At 63.4% G+C, this 15,501-nt stretch carries 10 protein-coding genes; 4 read left to right on the forward strand and 6 right to left on the reverse strand.

Annotated elements, in window-relative coordinates:
• Positions 1–58: 58 nt before the first annotated feature.
• A complete protein-coding gene (locus AC0L16_RS07070) occupies positions 59–2,386 on the reverse strand; it encodes a PAS domain-containing sensor histidine kinase (RefSeq protein ID WP_473619817.1) in 2,328 nt (775 codons plus the stop codon).
• Between the two features lie 554 nt (positions 2,387–2,940).
• Positions 2,941–5,586 carry an aminopeptidase N gene (gene pepN / locus AC0L16_RS07075; RefSeq protein WP_473619818.1) on the reverse strand — a complete coding sequence of 882 codons (2,646 nt, stop codon included), beginning with the start codon at positions 5,584–5,586 and terminating at the stop codon, positions 2,941–2,943.
• Between the two features lie 155 nt (positions 5,587–5,741).
• Here pepN and AC0L16_RS07080 point away from each other — a divergent pair, with 155 nt between their 5' ends.
• Together AC0L16_RS07080 and AC0L16_RS07085 are read left to right on the forward strand one after the other, a co-directional pair.
• Complete coding sequence (locus tag AC0L16_RS07080; protein ID WP_473619819.1) at positions 5,742–8,048, forward strand: xanthine dehydrogenase family protein molybdopterin-binding subunit; 2,307 nt, start codon at positions 5,742–5,744, stop codon at positions 8,046–8,048.
• A 44-nt stretch (positions 8,049–8,092) separates the two neighbouring features.
• The gene (locus AC0L16_RS07085) at positions 8,093–8,995 is read left to right on the forward strand and encodes a DMT family transporter (RefSeq protein ID WP_473620022.1); all 903 of its coding nucleotides are present in this window, start codon (positions 8,093–8,095) and stop codon (positions 8,993–8,995) included.
• Here AC0L16_RS07085 and AC0L16_RS07090 read toward each other — a convergent pair whose 3' ends face one another.
• The 3 genes from AC0L16_RS07090 to AC0L16_RS07100 form a co-directional block, all read right to left on the reverse strand.
• Positions 8,996–9,808 (reverse strand): helix-turn-helix domain-containing protein, encoded by an 813-nt coding sequence (locus tag AC0L16_RS07090; protein ID WP_473619820.1) that lies wholly within the window; start codon positions 9,806–9,808, stop codon positions 8,996–8,998. It abuts the gene before it with no gap.
• 273 nt (positions 9,809–10,081) lie between these two features.
• On the reverse strand, positions 10,082–10,969 hold the full coding sequence (locus AC0L16_RS07095; protein ID WP_473619821.1) for a uracil-DNA glycosylase: 888 nt from the start codon (positions 10,967–10,969) through the stop codon (positions 10,082–10,084).
• A gap of 126 nt (positions 10,970–11,095) precedes the next feature.
• Complete coding sequence (locus AC0L16_RS07100) at positions 11,096–11,740, reverse strand: hypothetical protein (protein WP_473619823.1); 645 nt, start codon at positions 11,738–11,740, stop codon at positions 11,096–11,098.
• A gap of 248 nt (positions 11,741–11,988) precedes the next feature.
• Between AC0L16_RS07100 and AC0L16_RS07105 the strand changes: the two genes are divergently transcribed.
• Both AC0L16_RS07105 and AC0L16_RS07110 read left to right on the forward strand, forming a co-directional pair.
• The gene (locus tag AC0L16_RS07105; RefSeq protein ID WP_473619824.1) at positions 11,989–13,668 is read left to right on the forward strand and encodes an electron transfer flavoprotein-ubiquinone oxidoreductase; all 1,680 of its coding nucleotides are present in this window, start codon (positions 11,989–11,991) and stop codon (positions 13,666–13,668) included.
• Positions 13,669–13,830: 162 nt separating this feature from the next.
• Positions 13,831–14,436, forward strand: a complete 606-nt coding sequence (locus AC0L16_RS07110; protein WP_473619826.1) for a DUF922 domain-containing protein — start codon at positions 13,831–13,833, stop codon at positions 14,434–14,436.
• Between the two features lie 22 nt (positions 14,437–14,458).
• Here the strand turns inward: AC0L16_RS07110 and AC0L16_RS07115 are convergent, their stop codons facing one another.
• Positions 14,459–15,466: an endonuclease/exonuclease/phosphatase family protein gene (locus AC0L16_RS07115; protein ID WP_473619827.1), complete on the reverse strand. Its 1,008-nt coding sequence runs from the start codon at positions 15,464–15,466 to the stop codon at positions 14,459–14,461.
• Between the last annotated feature and the right edge of the window lie 35 nt (positions 15,467–15,501).

The following is a 15,501-nucleotide window of genomic DNA, read 5'->3' on the forward strand; positions in this document are numbered from 1 at the left end:
AGTAGTGAATGGTGAATGGAATTAGATATTCACTACTGACTATTTCACTATTCACTAGTCAGGCGGCGGCCCTGACCGGCTGCGTCGGCTTCCTGGTCGGAATGCGCACCGACACGATCGTGCCGGTGCCTTCGGTGGAGCGGATTTTCAAGGCGCCGCCCTGAAGCTCGGCCAACGAGCGTGAAATGGCAAGGCCAAGGCCGGAACCGGCGTGGCTCTTGGAAAACTGGTTCTGCACCTGCTCGAACGGCCGCCCGAGCTTGCTCAGCGCCTCCTTCGGGATGCCGCAGCCATTGTCTTCGATCGTCAGGACCAGAGCGCTGGACGTGTTGCGGGCCCTTACCGCAATGCGGCCGCCCTGTCCGGTGAATTTCACCGCATTCGACAGAAGGTTGATGATGATCTGCTTGATCGCCCGGCGGTCGGCGAACAGCGTCAGCGAATCGGGGATGCGTGTTTCGACGGTGATCGATTTTTCCGCTGCCTGCAGCGAGATGACGCGCACCGTTTCCCGCATCAGCGGGCAGAGGTCGATTTCCTCCTGATCCATCGAGAATTGGCCGGCCTCGATCTTCGACATGTCGAGGATGTCGTTGATGACGCCCAGAAGATATTTGCCGCTGCCGTTGATGTCGGTGGCGTATTCCTCGTAGCGCGGCGAACCCAAGGGCCCGAACAGCGCCTGTTCCATCAGCTCGGAGAAACCGATGATCGCGTTGAGCGGCGTGCGCAATTCATGCGACATGTTGGCCAGGAACTCGGATTTGGCCCGGTTCGCGGCCTCGGCGCGCTCGGTTTCCTTCATGTATTTGTGATTGAGCTCGACTAGTTCGCGCGACCGCTCTTCCTCTGCCCGGCGGGCAAGGCTGAGATCGTGGATCGTCGCCATCAGCCGGCGCTCGCTGTCGACCAGCTTCTCCTGGTGCAGCTTGATCTGGGTGATGTCGGAGCCGACCGAGACGGTGCCGCCGTCCCTGGTCCGCAATTCGTTCACCTGCAGCCAGCGGCCATCGGCAAGCTGCCGCTCGAAGGTCACGCCGCCTTGCTGCCCGTTGGTATTGGCAAGCCGGCGCTCCGAGGCGAAGGCAAGCATGCGATCTTCGAGAACGGCGCGCGAGGCGCCCGGCATCACGTCGCGATCCGACAGTCCGTTGTCCTGCTGGTACTTGGAATTGCACATGATCAGGCGCTGGGCCGAATCCCACAGCACGAAGGATTCGTTGATGTTTTCGATGGCCGTTCGCAGGCGAAGATCCGCGGCCTCGGAGCGTAGCGCCAGGTGCCGCTGCTCGGTAACGTCGACGGCGATGCCGATCAGCTGGATCTCCGGCGCTTCCGGGTCGATCACCTGCGCCCTTGCGCGCATCCACACCCATTGTCCGTCGGCGTGGCGCATCCGGAACACCTGGTCGATGTGGTCGATCTCGCGTGCGACGATCCTGTTGGCGAGTTGGAACAGGTCGCCGTCCTCGGGATGGATGATCCCGTCGACCTCGCCGAACGACAGCATCGTGTCGCAGGGCTCATAGCCCAGCATGTCGTACATCGAGCGAGACCAGTACATTTTGCCGCGCACCATGTCCCAGTCCCACAGGCCGCAGCGGCCGCGCACCAGCGCCATGTCGATGCGCTGGTGCGCTTCGAGATAGATGCGGTCGGCGGTCTGGGCGCGCGCCGCCTGGCCGAAATAGGCATAGAGGACGATGATCAGCACGCCGGCCGTCAGCACGAACAGCGTGACGTTGAGCGAAACGGTTTTGCGCCACGTGTCGAAGACCGCATCCTGCGGAACGAGCGCTGCGGCAGCACCATTCTTGCCGTTTGCCAGGCTCACCGCGGCATACCAGTCCTGGCCGCCGATGCTGACCTCCAACACGCCGGCGCGGTCGCCGAACATGAACAGCGGTTGACCGCCCTGGGCGATGGCGTCGAGCGACCGCCCTTCCCAGCCCGTCGATTGCGGTGTCACGGCAACGATCTTGAACGCGCTGTCGGTGACCGCAAGCACGTGGCTTCGGCCCATGGCGCCCTGACGGCTGATGCCCTCCAACAGATCCTGCGTCGCGCCAGGCGTCGTGGCCATGCTCGCATCGACGCTGATCGAACTGGCCAGTTGGCCCGCCGCGAGCGAGAGGATCGCCTTGGCGTCGCGTTCCACGTTGTCGCGCTCGTGCATCAGCGACAGGAACCGCAGCGCCGCGATGACAAGCAGGAAAATGATGATGAGGGCCGGTATCGATCGGCGCAACAATGGCTCGGCTGCCAGAAGCCGTCGGTAGGCGGGTTCGGCAATCAGCCGCGCGTTGCCGGCGAGACCGTCGCTTCTCGCCTCACGCTGCTCAAAACCCGTCCCTCCGGGCGCGCCCCACGCGTCCGCCTTCGCCATAAATGGCTCTCCCCGATCTTAAAATCTGCTTGACGATCCGGCGACGCCGCACTTCCGAATCTTCAGCTAAAGAATCAAAGGTGATTCGCCTTGTCCAGAGGCGCAGCGAAAAAAGATTAAAAATCGACTAAAATAGTGGCTAAGCTGCCGATCTCCCTCCCCCTTGAGGGGAGGGTGGCCCGTAGAGCCGGGAGGGGTCCTCGGCGAGGCGCTCCATCTTTGGATCAACAGTCGAGGCAGGTGGGGTCGATCGAGGCCGCGCACTGCCGCAGCGACCCCCCGTCCATCCGCCTTCGGCGGCTGTCCACCCTCCCCTCAAGGGCAGGGCTGTCCGGGGAAAGTTTTTCGGTTGCATACCGGGCTGCGGAGGACTCGCATCGATTGCATTTTTCGACTTTTGGACCCCGAGCGGTGCTTCTCTTTCCGCATGCGCACTGGTCGAACGACGAAACGGACGCGGGCCATACCCATTGGGGATTGCAATGCAGCGCCCAAAGACTCGTCCGAGTTGCACAAGAACTTTCCCCGGACAGCCCTGCCTCAAGGGGGAGGGATCACGCCAGCGTGCGCTCAATGATGTCGCGCAAATCGGCCGACAGGTTCTCGGTATTGGCAATGGAAAGCAGCGCTTCTCTTGCCTTGCCTTGCCGGGCAGGTTCCAGCGAGCGCCATGATCTGAGTGCCGTCGCCAGCCTGGCGGCCAATTGCGGGTTTCGCTTTTCGACCTGCAGGACTGTTTCGACGAAAAACCGGTAGCCTTCGCCGTCGGCGCGATGGAAGCCGGTCTGGTTGGCGCTGGAAAACGTGCCGACGAGCGAGCGCACCCGGTTCGGGTTGGCCATTGAGAAGGCCGGGTGGTTGGTCAGGGCGCGCACCGCATGAATGGTTTGCGGGCCCGGCACGCTGGCCTGGATATGGAACCATTTGTCCATCACCAGCGGATCGGTCGCATATTTCGCTTCGAACTCCGCCAGCGCCTTGACCGTCTCGGGCGAACCGCTATGGCGCAGCGCAAGCACGCTCAATGCGGCGGCCCGGTCGGTCATGTTGGTCGCCGACTGGAAATGCCGGGCCGCAAGCGCCGCACCTCCATGCAGCAGCGAAAGATAGTCGAGCAAGGTGTTGCGCAGCGCCCGGCGACCGGCGCTTGCCGCATCAGGACTGAAAGCGTCCTTGTCGGTCAGTCGATCGTAGAGGTCGGAGAATATCTCGCGGTTCGCCTCGGCGATCGCGACCGTCAGCGCCTCGCGGGCCGAGAAAACGGCATCGGGATCGATGTTCTTGCCTATGTCGCGGGCGATATCGGCTTCGCTCGGAAGCGCCAGAGCCAGCGCCCGATAGGCCGGTTCGAGTGTCTCGTCGCCGGCTATTTTGCCGGCAAGCTCGATCAACCGCGATGCGAAACCGGGCTGCTTGCCGTCAAGGACCTGGCGGAAGGCTGATATCAGCGCCTCGGTCAAAAGCGTGTTGAACGCCTGCCAGCGCGAGAAGGTATCGTCGTCATGGCCGGCAAGGAAGAACTGATCGCCAGCCCTCTGCTCGACGGAAAGCGTCACCGGCGCCGAGAAGCCGCGGTTGAGCGACATCGCCGGGCGCTCGGCGACGCCCGAAAAGCGCACCATGTGCCGGCGCTTGCGGATATGGATGACGCCGCCCTCGACGCTGGCGCCCTCGACGCCGCCGTATTCTATTGCTTTGCCGTCGGCGCCGACCAGGCTGAAGGCCAGCGGAATATGCATCAGCCGCTTGCGGCTTTCGGACGGCGTTGGCGGTACCGACTGCTCGATCTCGAGCGTGAATTCCTGGGCCGCCGCATTGTGCGTCGAACTGATCGTCAGATTGGGCGTGCCGGCCTGATGGTACCACAGCGAAAATTGCGAGAGGTCGCGCCCGGAAACATCTTCGAACACCTTGATGAAGTCCTCGATCGTCGCAGCCTCGCCATCATGGCGCTCGAAATAGAGATCCATGCCGGCCCGGAACGTCTCGGCGCCGAGAATGGTGCGGATCATGCGCACCACTTCCGAGCCCTTCTCGTAGACCGTCGCCGTGTAGAAATTGTTGATCTCGCGGTAGCGGCGCGGTCGCACCGGATGCGCCAGCGGTCCCTGGTCTTCGGGAAACTGATGTGCCTTGAGCGTGCGCACTTCGGCAATGCGTTTCACCGCTCGCGATCGCTGGTCGGCGGAGAATTCGTGATCGCGGAAAACCGTCAGCCCTTCCTTCAGGCAAAGCTGGAACCAGTCGCGGCAAGTGATTCTGTTGCCAGTCCAATTGTGGAAATACTCATGCGCGATGATCGCCTCGATATTGGCGAAATCGGCGTCCGTGGCGGTCTCCTGGTCGGCCAGCACATACTTGTCGTTGAAGATGTTGAGGCCCTTGTTCTCCATCGCGCCCATGTTGAAGTCGGACACGGCGACGATGTTGAAGACGTCGAGGTCGTATTCGCGGCCGAACGCCTCCTCGTCCCATTTCATCGACCGTTTCAGGGCGTCCATGGCGTAGCCCGCGAGCCGCTCCTTGCCCGGCTCGACAAAGATGCCGAGCTCGACCTCGCGGCCGGACAATGTGACGAAGCTGTCCGCGACCTTGCCGAGAGCGCCCGCCACAAGGGCGAACAGATAGGACGGCTTGGGGAAGGGGTCGTGCCAGACTGCGTAGTGCCAGCCGTCGGCAAGTTCGCCGCTGCCAGCCGGGTTGCCGTTGGAAAGAAGCAGTGGCGCCTCGTGGTGCGGCGCCTCGATGCGCACCGTATAGACCGACAGGATATCTGGACGGTCGAGAAAATAGGTGATGCGCCGAAAGCCCTCGGCCTCGCATTGCGTGCAATAGACGTTGCTGGAGCGATAGAGGCCCATCAGGGCTTCGTTGTGCGCCGGCGCCAGCTCGGTTTCGATCAAGAGCTGGAAACGGGCTGCTGCGGGCGGCGTGGTGATCGTCAGCTGATCGGGCGTGGCAAAAAAATCGGTGGGCGCGAGTGTCTGGCCGTCGATCGCGATGCGGCTGAGCGTCAGGCCATCGCCGTCCAGCACCAGCGGCATTGACGCCGCGACGCCGTCGCGGCGTTCGACCGTCAGCACGGCGACGACGCGCGCGGCTTCCGGCGACAGGCGGAAAGTCAGGCCGGTTTCCGGAATGAGATAGTCGGTGGGGCGATAGTCTTCGAGCTTGAAGACCTGGCCGGTGTCCGTGCGCATTCCGTTGGTTTTCCTGTCGATTCCGGCAGCGGCAGGTGGGTCCGCTGGTCGAAGAAATGTGAAGCACGCGCTCTTTACACGAAACCGTCACTCGACAAAACTGGCGCAGCGACTATTTCAGGCACTCGTTTTCCAATCATCGTCGCGAGGTATCCATGACCGTCGTCACACCGAAATTCGGCATGGGCGCCTCTGTGCTGCGTCGCGAGGACCAGGCCTTCCTCACGGGTCTCGGTCGCTATACGGACGACATCCAACCGGCCGGCCTCCTGCACGGCTACGTTCTGCGTTCGCCGGTGGCCAAGGCAAGCTTCACCGTCGGTTCGACCGAGGCGGCCAAGGCGGCTCCTGGTGTCCATCTGGTGCTGACCGGCGCGGATCTTGCTCATCTCGGCAAGCTGAAATCCGGCGTCATGCAGAGGCAGCCGGGCGGCACCAAGGCGCCGACCCGCGACATTCCGGTCCTTTGCCGCGACCGGGTCAATTATGTCGGCGACGCCGTCGCCTTCGTCGTCGCCGACAGCCGCGCGCTGGCGCAGGACGCGGCCGAACTGATCGAGGTCGAATACGAGGGCGAGGATGCCGCGTCCGGCACCGCCACGGCGCTTGACGAAGGCACGCCGCTGGTCTGGCCGGAACTCGGCTCCAACCGCGCCTTCAGCTATCACATTGGCGACAAGGCGAAGACCGCGGCGGCATTCGCCAGGGCGGCGCATGTCACCCGCATCGAATTCATCAACAACCGGCTGGTCTGCAACTACATCGAGCCGCGCTCGGCGATCGGCGAGTGGAACACGCAGGAGAACCGCTTCGTGCTGACCACGGGCTCGCAGGGCGTGCATTCCATGCAGTACATCCTGGCCGAAATATTCAAGATCAAGAAGAACCAGCTGCGCGTCATCACGCCGGATGTCGGCGGCGGCTTCGGGCCGAAAAGCTTCGTCTATCGCGAGCATCCGCTGGTGCTGGAGGCCGCCAGGCGCCTTGACCGCCCGGTGAAATGGGCCGGCGACCGCACCGAGCATTTCCTCACCGATGCGCAAGGCCGCGACAATGTCGTGATCGCCGAGATGGCTATGGACAAGGACGGCCGCTTTCTCGGCATGAAGGTCGATCTCCTCGCCAATATCGGCGCCTATATCTCGCAATACGGCCCGTTCATCCCCTATATCGGCGTCACCATGTCGACCGGCGTCTACGACATCCAGGCGCTCGACGTTTCGGTGACCGGCCTATACACCAACACTTGCCCGGTCGATGCCTACCGCGGTGCCGGCCGCCCGGAAGCGGCATTTCTGCTGGAAAAGCTCGTCGACGCCTGCGCCCACGACCTTGGCTTGCCAGTCGAAGAGATCCGCCGGCGCAATTTCATCAGGCCCGAGCAGTTCCCGTACCGCACGCAGACCGACCGCCTCTATGATACCGGCGAATTCGCAGGCCATATGGACCGCGCCATCGAACAAGCGGAGTGGCAGGCGTTTCCGGAGCGGCTGGCGCAGTCGAAGGCGGAAGGCAAAATCCGCGGCATCGGCATGGCGACCTATATCGAGGCCTGTGCCTTTCCGGGCTCTGAACCGGCCTTTGTCGAATTGAACGGCGACGGCACGGTGACGCTGAAGATCGGCACCCAGACCAACGGGCAGGGGCATGCGACCGCCTATGCGCAGTTCCTCTCGGAAAAGCTTCATCTCGACATCGGCAAGATTCATGTCCGCCAGGGCGACACCGACGAGCTGAAGGCCGGCGGCGGCACCGGCGGCTCGCGCTCCATTCCGCTTGGCGGTGTGTCAGCTTCTCGTGCCGGCGAGGATCTGGCCATCAAGATCAGGCGCATCGCCGCCGATGAGTTGGAAGCGTCGGCCGACGACATCGAACTGTCCAACGGCGTTGCCCGCATCGTCGGCACCGACCGCACGATCGATTTTTCGGGCATCGCCAAGGCCGCCAAGAACCCGGACGATCTCAAGGGCTTTGGCGAGTTCGTGCAGGACGAATGCACCTATCCGAACGGCACCCACATCTGCGAGGTCGAGATCGATCCCGACACCGGCGTGACGGAAATTGTCCGCTATACGATCGTCGACGATTTCGGCGTCACCGTGAACCCTATCCTGCTGGCCGGCCAGGTGCATGGCGGCGTCGTCCAGGGCATCGGCCAGGCGCTGACCGAGAACACGGTCTATGACGAGGACGGGCAGCTGTTGACGGCAAGCTTCATGGACTATGCCATGCCGCGCGCCGACGATTTGCCGTTCTTCCATTTCGAGACCCGCAACGTGCCCTCGACCACCAATGCGCTCGGCATCAAGGGGGCAGGCGAGGCGGGCACGATCGGAGCGACGCCGGCCGCCCTCAACGCGGTGACGGATGCGCTCTATCGCGCCTACGGCATCAGGCACATCGATATGCCGGCAACGCCGGCGCGCATCTGGGCGGCGATCCAGGAAGCAGCTGCCAAGTGAACCCGACGGACCATCCCGGCGGGCACAACACGCTGACCGGGATCATGCTCAAGATCGTGTCGGTGGCGGTGTTCGTCGCCATGTCGTCCTGCATCAAGGCAGCGGGCACGGTGCCGGCGGGCCAGGTCGTCTTCTTCCGCTCGTTCTTTGCCATCTTTCCGATCGTCGTCTTCCTGGCCTTCCAGGGAAAGCTCGGCACCGGTTTTTCGACCAAGCGCCCGCTCAACCATATTGCGCGCGGCGTTGTCGGCGTCTGCGCCATGGGGCTCGGCTTCTTCGCGCTGATACGGCTGCCGCTGCCGGAAGCGATCGCGCTGAACTACGCACAGCCGCTGCTGGTGGTGGTGTTCAGTTCGATCTTCCTCGGCGAAGCGATCCGCATCTATCGATGGAGCGCAGTTGCGGTCGGGCTGGTCGGGGTGCTGGTCATCTCATGGCCGGAATTGACGCTGCTGACCTCGGGCGCAGCACTCGGCGATCAGGAGGTGCTCGGCGTCATCGCCGCATTGGTCGCGGCAGCGATGTCGGCCGTCGCCATGCTGCTGGTGCGCAACCTCGTCCAGAGCGAGCCGACAGCAACCATCGTGCTGTGGTTTTCGGTGACGGCGAGCGTCCTGGCGTTGCTGTCGCTGCCGTTCGGCTGGCAGGCGCTGACACCGGTCCAGGCGGGCCTGCTCATTGCTGCAGGCTTTTGCGGCGGGCTCGCTCAGATTCTGATGACGGCCGCCTATCGCCATGCCGAGGCGTCGGTGGTGGCGCCTTTCGAATACACGTCGATGCTGCTTGGCATCGTTGTCGGCTATCTCGCCTTCGGCGACGTCCCGACGGTTCATATGCTCATCGGCGGCGTGATCGTTGTTGCCGCCGGCATCTTCATCATCTGGCGCGAGCGCCAGCTTGGCCTCGAACGTGCCCGCACCCGCCAGGCGACCCCACCGCAAGGATAATCAGGACGGCTCGGCCCGCTCGTTTGCCAATCGCACCAGCACGGTCCTTGTCTGTTCATCGGCGGGGAAAAACGATTCGATCGCAAGTTCCGACAGCGTCACGTCGAGCGGCGTGCCGAACACGGTGATGGTGCTGATGAACGACAGCACAGCATCGCCATGCGCAAGCCGCAGCGGATGGGCGATCGCGTTCGGCTCGACCGGCACCGGCCGTGCGCCGTTCAGGCCGGACGGATAGGTCCGAAGCTCGCGCTCCAGTTCGACCAGAACCGGGTCGCCAGTGGCATCGTTCTGGTGTTTCAGCCGGTCGAGAAGATGCGCGCGCCATTCGACCAGGTTGACGATGCGCGGTGCGACGCCACCGGGGTGCAGGCTGAGCCGCAGCACGTTGACCGGCGGCTTCAGCAAGGAGGGCTCGGCGACGTCGCCTAGGAAAGGGCCGATGGCGGCGTTCACCGATACCAGGTTCCAGTGCCGGTCGACGGCCAAAGCTGGGAAGGGTTCGTGCCCCTTGAGCACGATCTCGACCGCCGCCATCGCCGGCGCCAGCGAGGCATCGGTGAGCGGACGCTCGCTGAAGCTAGGGGCAAAACCTGCGGCCAGCAAGAGCTGGTTGCGCTGCCTCAGCGGGATCGACAGCCGCTCGGCCAGATGCAGCACCATGTCGCGCGAGGGTGCCGCGCGGCCGCTTTCCACGAAACTCAGATGCCGCTGCGAGATTTCGGCCTCCATGGCGAGATCGAGCTGGCTCATGCGCCGGCGCGTGCGCCATTCGCGAATGAGGCTGCCGGCGGAAGTCTGGGTTGCTGTCATGAGCGCATGACTAGGCCGGCCGCAGATGCATTTCAATTACCGCGGAGGTTATAGCGGCGGCTCTTCCTTCTCCCCCTGTGGGAGAAGGTGGCCGAGCGAAGCTCGGTCGGATGAGGGTGTTCCAGCTTGGCGAACACCCTCATCCAAGTCGAGAAGCTGAAGCACGGCGCCAGAATCATCTGCGCCTCATTTCTTCCAGCACCCCTCATCCGTCTCGGCGCTGCGCGCCGATCCACCTTCTCCCACAAGGGGAGAAGGGAAGACGCGCCACCCTCAACCCAGCGTCCGCAGCTTCGCCTTCACTTCGAGAAAATCCCGCCACGCCAGCTTCTTGTGCGCGGGGGTTCTCAAGAGATAGGCCGGATGAAGCGTCGGCATGGCTGGAATGGCAATGCCGGCGGCGGTGGTGTGGACGCGCCAGTTGCCGCGCAGCCGCAGGATGCCCTCTGTGGTGTTGAGAAGGGTGCTTGCCGAGGGGCCGCCCAAATTGACCAGCACCTTCGGATTGACCAGTTCGATCTGCCGTTCGATGAACGGCCGACAAATCTCGGTCTCGTGCGGTGTCGGCGTGCGGTTGCCCGGCGGCCGCCAGGGAATGACATTGGCGATGTAGGCCGAGGTCCGGTCGAGGCCGATCGCCGCCAGCATCCGGTCGAGCAGCCGGCCCGAGCGACCGACGAACGGCAATCCCTCGATGTCCTCGTCGCGCCCGGGCGCCTCGCCGACCAGCATCACCGCGGCATTCGGATTGCCATCGGCGAACACCAGGTTCTTGGCGGTGAATTTGAGGTTGCAGCCGTCGAAAGCCGCCATGTGCTGGCGAAGCTCGTCCAGAGTTGCCGCCGTCGTCGCCAGGTGTCGCGCCAATGCCGCTTGCTGCTCGTCGGGCACTGTCGCCGTACCGGGCGGCGCGCGCACCGCCGGTGCCGCAGCTTGCCTTTCACCCATTCCGGCGCGTGACAGGCTTGTCGAGCGTGGCAGCGCTGCGGTTTCACCGTTTGGCGGCGCAACTGTCGCTGGCCCCCGCTCAGGCGGCTTTGAGGGAGCCTCGGCAAACCTGTTCAGCGGCTCCTCTTCGAGCGCTTCATCGACGCCGGCGCTGGCGTAGAAGGCCAGCAGGTCGGCAATATCAGGTCGGTTGTCTCGGGAAACGGCAGTCATGCTTTCACATTCAGCCGCGCGGCAGGAATTTGCAACATCGTGATTGGCGCGATGCTTCATGATTTCGTCATCCAGGGCCTCCGCGACGTCGCTTCGCTCCTGCTTCGCCCTGGATGACGAAGTAGTTCAGCTCGACGGTATACGCGGATCCTGCACCAGATAGAACGTCCAGCGTGGTGTGTAGTCGGTGATCAGGTAATCGAATTTTGCTGTCTTCAACGGGTCGATCTTGCCGCTCTTGAACAGCAACCGGTCATAGGGTTCGAAGTCGCGATCGAAATCGGCAAAGCTGCTCGACCAGATGTTGTCAGGCGTTTTGTTGCGCTGGTCGAACGACAGGCCGTCGCCGAACACGCTCGGCCGGTGGAGTATCTCCTGGAGCTCGAACTGGAACTCGACCCAGGCCTGGCCGCTGTTGTTGAGCACGTCGACGCGCATGTACATGAGGCCGTTGGCAAATTGGCCCGCAGTGCCGAAGGGCTGGATCGGCTTTGTCGTGCGGATCGTCAGTGTCACTGGTGTCGCCGAATTCAGCTCTTCGGTGATGACAAGCGGGTCCTCCTTTGTCCCGATGCCCGAGGCGCCGGTGATGCGGAAGCCGCCCAGTTCGTCGGAAAAGGAGTACGCTCCGGCCACCCAGACCCTTTGCGGCTCGGCGCGGGCGGCAACGGACGCCAGCGGCAAAAGGGCCAAAACGAGCGCCCGGCAAACCCGTCCGGGCGACGAAAAAAAGCGCGTCGATGAAAAGCCGGATGGCCCGTATGTGCGCATGGTGCGAAGTATGGCCGATAAGCAAGCCGTCGAACAATTAAAAACGTCAGGGCAACGGCTCTCTTTGGACTGGCTTGACCCGGATCGATGTTTGGTGGACCCCCAAATTGCGATTTTGTAGTACGATGCGCGGCCTTTTTGACGAAATCGGCATTGTCACGTCAGCGCCGGTTTCGCGTCGCGAATTGATGCGCTATGCAGCGGATAAGCCAGCAAGATGCCCAAATGCGGCAGCCAGTGAGGGGTTGATGAGCGAGATCGAACGCGAAAGCATGGAATTCGACGTGGTCATCGTCGGCGCCGGTCCGGCCGGCCTCGCCGCCGCGATCCGTCTCAAGCAGGTCAATCCCGAGCTTTCCGTCGTCGTCCTGGAAAAGGGTGGCGAAGTCGGCGCCCACATCCTGTCCGGCGCCGTCGTCGATCCGATCGGCATCGACCGGCTGCTGCCGGGCTGGCGTGACGAGGAGGGACATCCGTTCAAGACGCCGGTCACGGCAGACCATTTCCTGGTCCTCGGCCCCGCCGGTTCGTTCCGTCTGCCCAATATCCTGATGCCGCCGCTGATGAACAACCACGGCAACTACATCGTTTCGCTCGGCAATGTCTGCCGCTGGCTGGCGACCAAGGCCGAGGCGCTGGGCGTCGAGATCTATCCGGGCTTTGCCGCCGTGGACCTCATTTACAGTGGCGAGGGCGCGGTCACCGGCGTTGTCACCGGCGACATGGGCGTCGAGAAGGACGGCACGCATGGCCCGGGCTTCGCGCCGGGCATGGCGCTGATGGGCAAATATGTGCTGATCGGCGAGGGCGCGCGCGGCTCGCTTGCCAAGCAGCTGATCGCCAAATACCATCTTTCCGACGGCCGCGAGCCCGGCAAATACGGCATCGGCCTCAAGGAGCTCTGGCAGGTCAAGCCGGAGAACCACCGGCCAGGCCTCGTCCAGCACTCCTTCGGCTGGCCGCTCGACATGAAGACCGGCGGCGGCTCCTTCCTCTACCATCTGGAAGACAACCAGGTGGCGGTCGGCTTCGTCGTTCACCTCAACTACAAGAACCCCTATCTGTCGCCATTCGACGAATTCCAGCGCTTCAAGACCCATCGGGCGATCAGGGGCACATTCGAGGGCGGCAAGCGGCTCGGCTATGGCGCCCGTGCCATCACCGAAGGTGGCTGGCAGTCGGTGCCGAAACTGTCCTTCCCCGGTGGCGCGCTGATTGGGTGTGCCGCCGGGTTCGTCAACGTGCCGCGCATCAAGGGTTCGCACAATGCCGTGCTCTCCGGACTGCTGGCGGCCGAGCATGTCGCCCAGGCGATCGGCGCCGGCCGCTCCAATGACGAACCGGCTTCCTACGAGGCGGCATGGCGGGCGACCGACATCGGCAAGGATTTGAAGAAGGTGCGCAACGTCAAGCCGTTGTGGTCGCGCTTCGGCACCGTCGTCGGCGTCGGCATCGGCGGCCTCGACATGTGGCTGAATTCGCTGTTCGGGTTCTCGCCTTTTGGCACGCTGAAGCACGGCAAGGCCGATTATGCGACGCTGGAGCCGGCCGCCAAGCATAAGAAGATCGCCTATCCGAAGCCGGATGGCGTGCTCACCTTCGACCGCCTGTCTTCGGTGTTCCTGTCCAACACCAACCACGAGGAAAACGAGCCTGTCCACCTGCTGGTCGCGGATATGGATCTGCAGCAGCGTTCCGAGCACGATGTCTATGCCGGGCCCTCGACACGCTACTGCCCGGCCAGCGTCTACGAATGGGTCGACAAGGATGGCAACGCCGCCGCCGATCCCGATGCGAAGGACGTTCGCTTCGTCATCAATGCGCAGAACTGCGTCCACTGCAAGACCTGCGACATCAAGGACCCGAACCGAAACATTACCTGGGTGCCGCCACAAGGTGGAGAGGGACCAGTCTATCAAAACATGTAGTCTACCAGAACATGTAGCCCAGCAAGCCAGATCGGCCCGGCGGCCGCCTCGACCGCCGACCACAAATGAAAGCCGGTGAAGGCCGTTATATGTGCGGCGTCTAAAAGAAGTTGAAGCGGGGCGGCGCTTGTGGTTCCATTCTTTCTGACCCGGGAGATGACCATGCGCCTGGCGGTTCTGACGTGCCTTGTGGCGATTGGCGGCTTGTGCGGCTTCGCACCGTCGGCATTGGCTGACACGAAGGTGCTGGTCAAGACCCGGACCTACGACATCACTGGAACCACGGGCGCCGCCCTGATCGAGGCCATGGACCGCAACGGTCCGAAGCGGCACGGCTTCATGACGCACGCCATCGCGCTGGCCGCCTATACCGTAGATTGGGACCTTGAGGTCACAAGGGAGGGTGGTGTCTGCCGTCTGCGGCAGGCCAATGGCACACTCGATCTCACCTACACCTTCCCGCGTTTGGCCTCAGCCGCGACACCGGCGCTGCAGAAGCGCTGGAAGCGGTTTTTCGCGGGCGTTCGTGCTCACGAGCATAACCATGGCCGCATCGCCAGGACAATGATGCGGGCGACCGAAAGATCGATCACTGGACTGGAGTTCGCCGACAACTTGTTTTGCAGCAAGACGCACCGCGAGGCGAGGCGCCGGATCAAGGCCGTCTATGCCGAATACGAGGCGAAACAGAACGCCTTCGACGCGCGCGAGCATCGCGACGGCGGCCATGTCGAGCACCTCATCAGGGCGCTGTTGCGCAAGCAGTAGCTCAGCCTCGGGGCCTGCCGTTCTATCGCACGGATGCCGTCGCAGTTTCATGTTCGTCGACTGGCTTCTTCTGTTCCGGCCTGAGCGAGAATTCCACCATCAGCGGAAGATGGTCGGAGCCGGTGTTGTCCAGCCTCGACACCGAATGGATGAGAACCGCGCCCTTGCTGAAAACAAGGTCGATCGGCAGTCCGGCGAAGCGCAGGAATTCCGGCAGCTTGATAGGGAGCCAGGTCGGCCCCGGCGAAGGCGCCACGGTCAGTTTGCCAAGATTTGCGACGCGCCGCACGGCGGCGCTCCACGGCACTGCATTGCAGTCGCCTGCCATGATCGATGTCTCGCCGAGCGAGGCGAACTCCCCCGACAATTCGCCGATCTGCGGTGACTGGTGGCGCGGCCATGGCCAGGTGAGGTGGACGGCGACGACGTCGACGTCGGTTCCGCCGAAATCGACCGTCGCGATGGCCATCGCGCCGCGGCCATCGCAGCGCGGTTGTGTGCCGGCGGCAAACGGCCGTCTGGACAGCAGCGCAACGCCGAAAACGCCATTGGGGTAGGGGCAGAGGATCCGGTAAGGGTAGGCGCTGGCAAGATGGCCAAGCTTCGCCTTCCACATGTCGGACACCTCATCGAGGGTGATCACATCAGGCTGGGTCCGACCGATCAGCGACACGACTTTTTCAGGCGTTGGATTGTTGAACCGCAGGTTCATCTGCAGCAGGCGGTAGACCGCCTGGTCGCCGGGGTGGACCGCCTGGTCGCCGGCCTCGGCTTCGTCGGCTGCCTGGACCGGCCACAGGCGGGGCACCGACAGGGCGTTTGAGGTGGTGGCAAACGCAGCCACTGCAAGGAGCAGCGCCGTGGCCGCCTGCAGGCGAAACGACGTCGCCAGCAGCGGCAGCGCGCAAAGCGCCATCAGCACGGCAAGATGAACGCGGAAATGAGCGAAGGAATCGAAGGCCGGATGCAGCGTTCCGAAAAACCCGGCCACCAGCGCGACCGAGAAGACGAGCATTGCTACGAACGCCATCGAAGCCATCATGTCTCGAACGGGTGCCATCTACT

This window comes from Mesorhizobium sp. WSM4848 (assembly GCF_055811375.1).